The sequence below is a fragment of the Allobaculum sp. JKK-2023 genome (genome assembly GCF_034745455.1).
Taxonomy (GTDB): Bacteria; Bacillota_I; Bacilli_A; order Erysipelotrichales; family Erysipelotrichaceae; genus Allobaculum.
Map to the genome: position 1 here is coordinate 1 of NZ_JAYERV010000002.1, position 8,616 is coordinate 8,616.

4 protein-coding genes, 4 rRNA genes and 1 pseudogene are annotated in these 8,616 nt (G+C 47.4%); all 9 read left to right on the forward strand.

Going from position 1 to position 8,616, the window contains the following annotated elements; translation table 11 throughout:
- Window positions 1-2,552: ribosomal RNA gene (locus U4956_RS00080) — 23S ribosomal RNA — on the forward strand; the annotation flags it as partial.
- Between the two features lie 226 nt (window positions 2,553-2,778).
- Window positions 2,779-2,885, forward strand: a 5S ribosomal RNA gene (rrf, locus tag U4956_RS00085).
- 293 nt (window positions 2,886-3,178) lie between these two features.
- Window positions 3,179-3,805, forward strand: a complete 627-nt coding sequence (locus tag U4956_RS00090) for a TetR/AcrR family transcriptional regulator (protein WP_323088074.1) — start codon at window positions 3,179-3,181, stop codon at window positions 3,803-3,805.
- Window positions 3,796-4,281 carry an ABC transporter ATP-binding protein gene (locus tag U4956_RS00095; protein WP_323088075.1) on the forward strand — a complete coding sequence of 162 codons (486 nt, stop codon included), beginning with the start codon at window positions 3,796-3,798 and terminating at the stop codon, window positions 4,279-4,281. Before U4956_RS00090 ends, U4956_RS00095 begins: the two co-directional genes overlap by 10 nt.
- Before the next feature lie 682 nt (window positions 4,282-4,963).
- A pseudogene (locus U4956_RS14355) lies at window positions 4,964-5,140 on the forward strand (collagen-binding domain-containing protein); the annotation flags it as partial.
- Entirely contained in the window at window positions 5,125-5,343 is a 219-nt protein-coding gene (locus U4956_RS00100; RefSeq protein WP_323088076.1) for a hypothetical protein, read from the forward strand. The pseudogene U4956_RS14355 and the gene U4956_RS00100, both read left to right, overlap by 16 nt.
- A 105-nt stretch (window positions 5,344-5,448) precedes the next feature.
- Window positions 5,449-5,718: a hypothetical protein gene (locus U4956_RS00105; RefSeq protein ID WP_323088077.1), complete on the forward strand. Its 270-nt coding sequence runs from the start codon at window positions 5,449-5,451 to the stop codon at window positions 5,716-5,718.
- 732 nt (window positions 5,719-6,450) lie between these two features.
- Window positions 6,451-7,979, forward strand: a 16S ribosomal RNA gene (locus U4956_RS00110).
- Window positions 7,980-8,293: 314 nt separating this feature from the next.
- A 23S ribosomal RNA gene (locus U4956_RS00115) occupies window positions 8,294-8,616 on the forward strand; the annotation flags it as partial.

Sequence of the window (8,616 nt, forward strand, 5' to 3'; positions counted from 1 at the left end):
ATGGAAAGCACGGACACAGAAGGTGAAATCCCTGTACTGGAAAGCAAGCAAGTAGTCAGCGAGATCCTGAGTACGACGGGACACGTGAAATCCTGTCGGAAGCAGGCGGGACCATCCGCCAAGGCTGAATAAGTAAGAGTGAGCGACAGTGAAGAAGTACCGTGAGGGAAAGGTGAAAAGAACCGCGCAAGCGGAGTGAAAGAGAACCTGAAACCGTATGCCTGCAAGAAGTCAGAGCCCGTCAAAGGGTGATGGCGTGCCTTTTGTAGAATGAACCGGCGAGCTGCTTTTGGATGCAAGGTTAAGCAGGAAAATGCGAAGCCGAAGCGAAAGCGAGTCTTAACAGGGCGAATGAAGTAGCCAGGAGCAGACCCGAAACCGGGTGATCTAGCCATGGGCAGGTTGAAGCAGAGGTGAAACTTTGTGGAGGACCGAACCGACCATCGTTGAAAAGCTGGCGGATGACCTGTGGCTGGCGGAGAAATTCCAATCGAACCCGGAGATAGCTGGTTCTCCCCGAAATAGCTTTAGGGCTAGCGTTAACGCAAGCCAGCGGAGGTAGAGCACTGAATTCATGATGGCCCCATCCCGGGGTACTGAATGGAATCAAACTTCGAATGCCGCAAGGAGAGTAGTGGCAGTCAGAGTGTGGGTGATAAGGTCCATGCTCAAGAGGGAAACAGCCCAGACCGCCGGCTAAGGCCCCAAAATGATGACTCAGTGGAAAAGGATGTGGGGACGCACGGACAACTAGGAGGTTGGCTCAGAAGCAGCCACCCTTTAAAGAGTGCGTAACAGCTCACTAGTCGAGTGGCCCTGCGCCGAAAATGTACCGGGGCTAAGTCATCTGCCGAAGCCGCGGATAAGGATTGAAAGATTTTTATGGTAGGGGAGCGTTGCATGTTCATGGAAGCAGAATCGTGAGAGTCTGTGGAGGGACATGGAAGTGAGAATGCCGGTGTGAGTAGCGAGATGCAGGTGAGAATCCTGCACACCGAAAGCCCAAGGATTCCAGGGGAAGGTTCGTCCGCCCTGGGTCAGTCGGGACCTAATGATAAGCCGACAGGCGAAGCAGATGGAAAGCAGGCGAAGATTCCTGCACCCGCAATAAAGGCGATGGAGTGACAAAGACGGGAAGTGTGACCCTCTTAATGGATTGAGGGCCAAGCGCGGCAGTACGGATCCAGGCAAATCCGGATCAATGCGTACAGAGCGTGAAGGGTAAGCGAAATCGAAAGAAAGTAGCCAAGCACATGGAGCGGCTTTCAAGAAAAGCTTCTAGCTTAAACTTTATTGCGGCCCGTACCAAAACCGACACAGGTGGGCGCGCTGAGCAAGCGAAGGTGAGCGAGAGAACTGTTGCCAAGGAACTCGGCAAAATTGCCCCGTACGTTCGCAAGAAGGGGCGCTCGAGAGAGCCGCAGTGAAAAGGCCCAAGCGACTGTTTAACTAAAACACAGCTCTATGCAAAGCCGCAAGGCGAAGTATATGGGGTGACACCTGCCCGGTGCTGGAAGGTTAAGGGGATCTGTTATCCGCAGGAGAAGCAGTGGTCCGAAGCCCCAGTGAACGGCGGCCGTAACTATAACGGTCCTAAGGTAGCGAAATTCCTTGTCAGGTAAGTTCTGACCCGCACGAAAGGTGAAACGATTTGGGCGCTGTCTCGGCAGCAGACTCGGTGAAATCTTAGTACCTGTGAAAATGCAGGTTACCCGCAACTAGACGGAAAGACCCCATGGAGCTTTACTGCAGCCTGGTATTGGGTTTTGGATGATCATGTACAGGATAGGCGGGAGGCTATGAAGAAGGAACGCCAGTTTCTTTGGAGCCGCCGTTGGGATACCGCCCCTGATGATTTGAAGCCCTAACGTGAAGAGAGAATCTTACAGACAGTGCCAGGCGGGCAGTTTGACTGGGGCGGTCGCCTCCTAAAGAGTAACGGAGGCGCCCAAAGGTGCGTTCAGTCTGGATGGAAACCAGACAGAGAGTGTAAATGCAAAAGCGCGCCTGACTGCGACACCAACAAGTGGAGCAGGGACGAAAGTCGGGATTAGTGATCCGGCGGTACCGAATGGAAGGGCCGTCGCTCAACGGATAAAAGCTACCCTGGGGATAACAGGCTGATCCCGCCCAAGAGTTCACATCGACGGCGGGGTTTGGCACCTCGATGTCGGCTCATCGCATCCTGGAGCTGGATTCGGTTCCAAGGGTTGGGCTGTCCGCCCATTAAAGCGGTACGCGAGCTGGGTTCAGAACGTCGTGAGACAGTTCGGTCCCTATCTGTTTGGGCGCAGGAGATCTGAGGGGAGCTGTCCTCAGTACGAGAGGACCGGGATGGACCTGCCAATGGTGCATCGGTTGTCACGCCAGTGGCACAGCCGGGCAGCCAAGCAGGGAATGGATAAGCGCTGAAAGCATCTAAGTGCGAAGCCAGCCCAAGATAAGATCTGCGGTAGATAAGACCCCTTGAAGACTACAAGGAAATAGGCTGGGTATGGAAGTGGAGTGATCCATGAAGTTGGCCAGTACTAATCGGTCGAAAGCTTAATCTAAGATAACGAGAGCGCCTGTTGGAGTGATGAAGAAGAGGATATAAACAGAGTCAAAGACGCAAGTTAAAGACAATGATTCCAGAATCATTCAAAATCACAGACAGGCGGTAATAAGAAGTAAACGATCAGAAATGATCAGATCATAACTGTAACCAAGGTTATGTCGAAGCTGGTGTTTGTTTTTGAAAGATCCATGAGATAAATGTTAAGTCGTAAGACAAACCGGTATGGTGACGATAGCCAATGGGTCACACCCGTTCCCATCTCGAACACGGCCGTTAAGCCATTGAACGCCGACGATAGTGTAAAAGCAAAAATAGGAAGTCGCCAGACGAAAGAAAATCCCTGAAGATAAAGGAGAAATCCGATATTCTTCAGGGATTTTTTTTGTCGTCCACGGCGTTAAAATCCTGAACTTCAATGGAACTTTTGCTTCTTATTAAGTCGCAGATCGTTCTTTCCAAATCATATATCGGAATCAGATTAAAATTATTGTCTTTCACTACAATTTATCCACATATTGGCTTTTCTGCATTCTCTGGCGGAATTTCCAGAGAGAGTCTTCTCAAAATCGGTCAATGACTTTATATCTGATATTAACCGAATCGGTTAACGGAGGTTGGGCTATGAACGAAAGGTTCTTTTTACTGCCAGTAGAAAAACAGCAGGCGATCATCAATGCAGGCTATCAGGTATTTTCCCAAAACTCTTATAAGAACAGCCCTATGAGTGAAATTGCAGATGCTGCTGGAATCAGCAAATCTCTGCTCTTTCATTATTTTCATAACAAGAAAGAGCTGTATTTGTTTTTGTGGGACACCTGCGCAGAAATGACGATTGACTATTTGACAGAGTATGGCTGCTACGAACAAAAAGATTTTTTCGAGAGTATGGAAAGAGGGATGAAGGCCAAAATGGAAATTATCCGCCTTTATCCTCACATGGCGAACTTCACTCTCAGGGCGTTTTATGAAAAAGACCCGGAAATCTGCGCTGCCGTTCAGGAAAGCTATCACAAGTATTTCGATCTGAAAGCGGACAGGGCACTGCTGAACATGAGTCCTGAACAGTTTGTTCCCGGACTTGATGTATCTATGATGTATCGCGAGATGTATTGGGCCTCAGAGGGTTATCTTTGGGAGATGGTGCAGCGGGGCGATGTAGATATAGATCAGATGGAAAAAGATTTTAATAAGCTGATAAACTTTTGGAAAGCATTTATCTTCAAAGGGAGTGAGACCATATGGACCTGATCAAAACGACAAAGCTTACGAAATATTATGGTAAGTCAAGGGGGATTGCTGACCTTGACCTGACGGTAGAACAGGGCGAATTCTTTGGATTTATCGGTCCGAATGGTGCAGGAAAGTCCACGACAATTCGCATTTTGCTTGGATTGATTGCCCCAACATCGGGCAGTGCGACGGTATTCGGGAAAGATGTCAGCAAGAAAAAGGTGTCGATTTTGCAAAATGTCGGTTATCTTCCTTCAGAAGCATTGTTTTATCCGGGAATGAAAGTAAAAGACATACTCAAGCTGTCCGCTGATTTGAGGAAAAAGGACTGTACTGCAGAAGCCAGATTGCTTGTGATCGCTTACAGCTGGATACAGACCGAAATCGATGATTTGTCCTTTGGCAACAGAAAAAAGGTTGCTATTGTCTGCGCTTTACAGCATAGACCGAATTGCTTGTGCTGGACGAACCAACGAGTGGACTTGATCCGCTGATGCAAAAAGTGTTCTTTGATATTCTGCAAGAGAGAAACAGGGAAGGGACAACGATTTTTATCTCGAGCCATGTTCTGTCTGAAATTCAGCGCAACTGTTCGCGGGCTGCAATTATCCGAGAGGGCAGAATCATTGCCTGTGACAGTGTGACGCTCTTTCAAAACAGTGCAAAACGCATTGCCATTCACGGCACTGTCAGTCTTGAGCATCTTCATGGTATTCGAGACAGTAAAGTTTCAGAGGGTTCGGTTAGTTTTCTTTACAGTGGGGATATGAATGCCTTGCTGCGGGCGCTGTCTTCAGGCCATGTTGATGACCTTACAATTACGGAACCAGACCTGGAAGAAATTTTTCTGCATTATTATGAAAAGGATGATGAGAGGTATGACACTTGTCAAACATGAATTAAAGCAAGGGAAAACCACCTTTTTGATCTGGACAGCTTCCATTGGATTTCTTTTCTTGCAGTCTGTATTTTTCTGTTTCCAGAAATGAAAGACCAATGGATGGTGTCAGTGAAGTTCTGATCATGTCACTGGTCTTGACCAGAACAGGACAGAGTATGATATCCGCGCCAATATCCGTCCAAACGCAACATCGCAGGCTTTCTATCCATATATGCCAATGTCATGTTTAACTTTGGAAGTTATAGCGGCCGCCTGAATTTGATAAAACATGGTACGGATCAGTTCTTGCTCCAAATGCAGTAGTTGAAGTTGGAAACGGCGAGTTCAACGGCCGTCTTATCGCGAACTCCGTGGTGGATGGCCATAACGACAGCATGGCAATGGTGATAATTGGCATAAAGGGAAAGAAGAAAAAACAGAAGAAGTCACCATGCAGATGTTTGTACAGATGAAAGTCAACATTCAGGAAGCTAAACATGAAAAGACAATTGAATGGAATCCAAATGCTGAGTTCATCCGCATAATCAGATGTTCTATGTTCCAATCCAGATCCAGAGATCCGGAGAATCCAAATCCAGATACTCCAGATCCAGATGAGCCCGGCAAGTCAGTAACTCCTGATAAGCCGGTAACTCCTGATAGCCGTAACTCCTGATAAGCCGGTAACTCCCGATAAGCCGGTAACTCCCGACAAGCCGGTAACCCCGACAAGCCGGTAACCCCAGATAAACCAATCACACCAGGATCGAAGATACCAAAGATGAACGTCAAATCCAGAACCAATGGAAAAACAGAAGACACACTGACAACAAGTGACACTACGATCTTTCAGACTGGCACCCAGACCGTCTCTGGAACACGGACACACCTGCCAAAAATTGAAAAGAAGGCTAAAACCACTCCACATACTGCAGCATTTACTGGTGTGATTGCGAATTTGAGTGTACTTTTTGCTTCTGTTGGTGCAGGTGTATTAAGCCTGATTGGTTTGCATCGTAATAAAAACAGAAAAAATCACAGTCAATACTAAAGTTTTTATCGCTGAATCTCTATTGTGATCATAAATGTTGATTGTTGATCAGAAGAAAACGTTTAAATTTTCGACTCCATCACTGATCTATAATATTAAGAAGAGGCATATAAGAAGAAACCTTAAAACCTGCTACCAATTAGAGTAGAGAAGTCAGGGATTCTTCTTTACAGTTAGCTCTTTATGGGACAAAAAACAGTCCCATCACTTTTTTCTCTGACTTTTTTAGGTGATCTGTCACAATGATCCCTATCGCCACAGGGTGGTAGGGATTTTTATATCCATATATCTATCTCAGATCTAAAAGGGACATTTTAGACCAGAATCTGAAATCCTATTGAATCTTTACGGCCAGAAAAGGTTGAATGTGAAATGTTAAAACATTTTCACAAAAGTGCTTGACCTGGGATACCTCCCGGTGTTATAGTAATTGAGCGTTAAGAAAACGCGGCAATCAAGTCGCTGATCTGACGCAAATCATCTTTAGATATCGAAGAAATCATCGATTGTGAAATTTTTAAAATATTTCACAAAGATGTTGACTGATCTGGCTGATGATAAGATAAACAAGCCTTGTGAGGGAAATTGATTCACTCACAAACAGATGGCTCTTTGAAAACTCTGATTACAGACAATTCAATATTCGAAATTAACACGTCGATTCTTGAAACAACACTTAATACTTCAATAATCAATTCACGAAATATAAACGCAATAGCGTTGAGTCAATATCAAATGGAGAGTTTGATCCTGGCTCAGGATGAACGCTGGCGGCATGCCTAATACATGCAAGTCGAACGGAACACTTTTGTGTTCAGTGGCGAACGGGTGAGTAACACGTAGATAACCTGCCCATATCCGGGGGATACGCTTTGGAAACGAAGTCTAAAACCCCATAGGAAAACAGAAGGCATCTTCTGTTTTTGAAACAGGCCTTAAAGCCTGGGAGATGAATGGATCTGCGGTGCATTAGTTAGTTGGCAGGGTAAAAGCCTACCAAGACGATGATGCATAGCCGGCCTGAGAGGGCGATCGGCCACACTGGGACTGAGACACGGCCCAGACTCCTGCGGGAGGCAGCAGTAGGGAATTTTCGTCAATGGGCGCAAGCCTGAACGAGCAATGCCGCGTGAGTGAGGAAGGTCTTCGGATCGTAAAGCTCTGTTGCAGGTCAGAAAAGAAGGAAAGAGGAAATGCTTTTCTTTTGATAGTAACCTGCCAGAAAGTCACGGCTAACTACGTGCCAGCAGCCGCGGTAATACGTAGGTGGCAAGCGTTATCCGGAATGATTGGGCGTAAAGGGTGCGCAGGCGGCGTGGCAAGTCTGAAGTGAAAGGTACGGGCTCAACCTGTACAGGCTTTGGAAACTGCCACGCTCGAGGACAGGAGAGGGCGGTGGAACTCCATGTGTAGCGGTAAAATGCGTAGATATATGGAAGAACACCAGTGGCGAAGGCGGCCGCCTGGACTGTTACTGACGCTCAGGCACGAAAGCGTGGGGAGCAAATAGGATTAGATACCCTAGTAGTCCACGCCCTAAACGATGAGGAGCAGGTGTCGGGGGTAATGCCCCGGTGCCGAAGCTAACGCAATGACTCCTCCGCCTGGGGAGTATGCACGCAAGTGTGAAACTCAAAGGAATTGACGGGGGCCCGCACAAGCGGTGGAGTATGTGGTTTAATTCGAAGCAACGCGAAGAACCTTACCAGGCCTTGACATGGGATGCGAAGACTTAGAGATAAGTTGGAGGTTAACATCCACACAGGTGGTGCATGGTTGTCGTCAGCTCGTGTCGTGAGATGTTCAGTTAAGTCTGGCAACGAGCGCAACCCTCGTGATCTGTTACTACCAGTAAGATGAGGACTCAGATCAGACTGCCGGTGACAAACCGGAGGAAGGCGGGGATGACGTCAAATCATCATGCCCCTTATGGCCTGGGCTACACACGTACTACAATGGCGCCTACAGACGGAAGCGAAGCTGTGAAGTGGAGCGAACCCGAGAAAAGGCGTCCCAGTTCGGATTGAAGTCTGCAACCCGACTTCATGAAGTTGGAATCGCTAGTAATCGCGGATCAGCATGCCGCGGTGAATACGTTCCCGGGCCTTGTACACACCGCCCGTCAAACCATGGAAGCCGGCAACGCCCGAAGCCGATGGCATAACCTGAAAAGGAGTGAGTCGTCGAAGGCGGGGCCGATGACTGGGGTTAAGTCGTAACAAGGTATCCCTACGGGAACGTGGGGATGGATCACCTCCTTTCTAAGGAGAAAGTACAAGGAAGCATTAAGTAACTAAGTTGGAGTCTGTAACAGAGTTTTGGAAGAGCGATCTTCCAGACTTTGAGTGATAGAGAAACAGTCAAACATGGATCTTTGAAAAACGAACATCAGTATAAGACATAACAGAAGGTCTGACGTAAGTTGTAAGTACAACGTTACGAAAGTAACCGACTGAAAAGAGAGAAGAAATTCGATCTTTGAAGTCACAAGATTTACCAAGTCAGAAAACAGTTAACAGTTCTTATTAGAAAAATCTCGAAAAAGCATAGTTAAAAACAAGCATATTTGAAACTAGATCAAGCAAGGAAGGGCGTACGGAGGATGCCTTGCCACTCTTGAATGATGAAGGACGCATCAGACTGCGAAAAGCTGCGGGGAGCTGTCAGGAAAGCGACGATCCGCAGGTATCCGAATGGGGGAACCCGGCTGGAGTCATATCCAGTCATCCATCTTTGATATGGAGAGCAACCCGGTGAACTGAAACATCTAAGTAGCCGGAGGAAAAGAAAACAACAGTGATTTCCCGAGTAGCGGCGAGCGAAAGGGAATTAGCCCAAACCATAGCGATATGGGGTTGTAGGAGCGCAACAGACGAAACGCGAGTGAACAGGAACGTG

What these genes read in the sequence shown, in the direction of transcription:
- U4956_RS00090 (WP_323088074.1), top strand. Translation starts at nt 3,179, where the DNA reads ATGAACGAAAGGTTCTTTTTACTGCCAGTAGAAAAACAGCAGGCGATC.
- U4956_RS00095 (WP_323088075.1), top strand. Translation starts at nt 3,796, where the DNA reads ATGGACCTGATCAAAACGACAAAGCTTACGAAATATTATGGTAAGTCA.
- U4956_RS00100 (WP_323088076.1), top strand. Translation starts at nt 5,125, where the DNA reads ATGTTTGTACAGATGAAAGTCAACATTCAGGAAGCTAAACATGAAAAG.
- U4956_RS00105 (WP_323088077.1), top strand. Translation starts at nt 5,449, where the DNA reads ATGAACGTCAAATCCAGAACCAATGGAAAAACAGAAGACACACTGACA.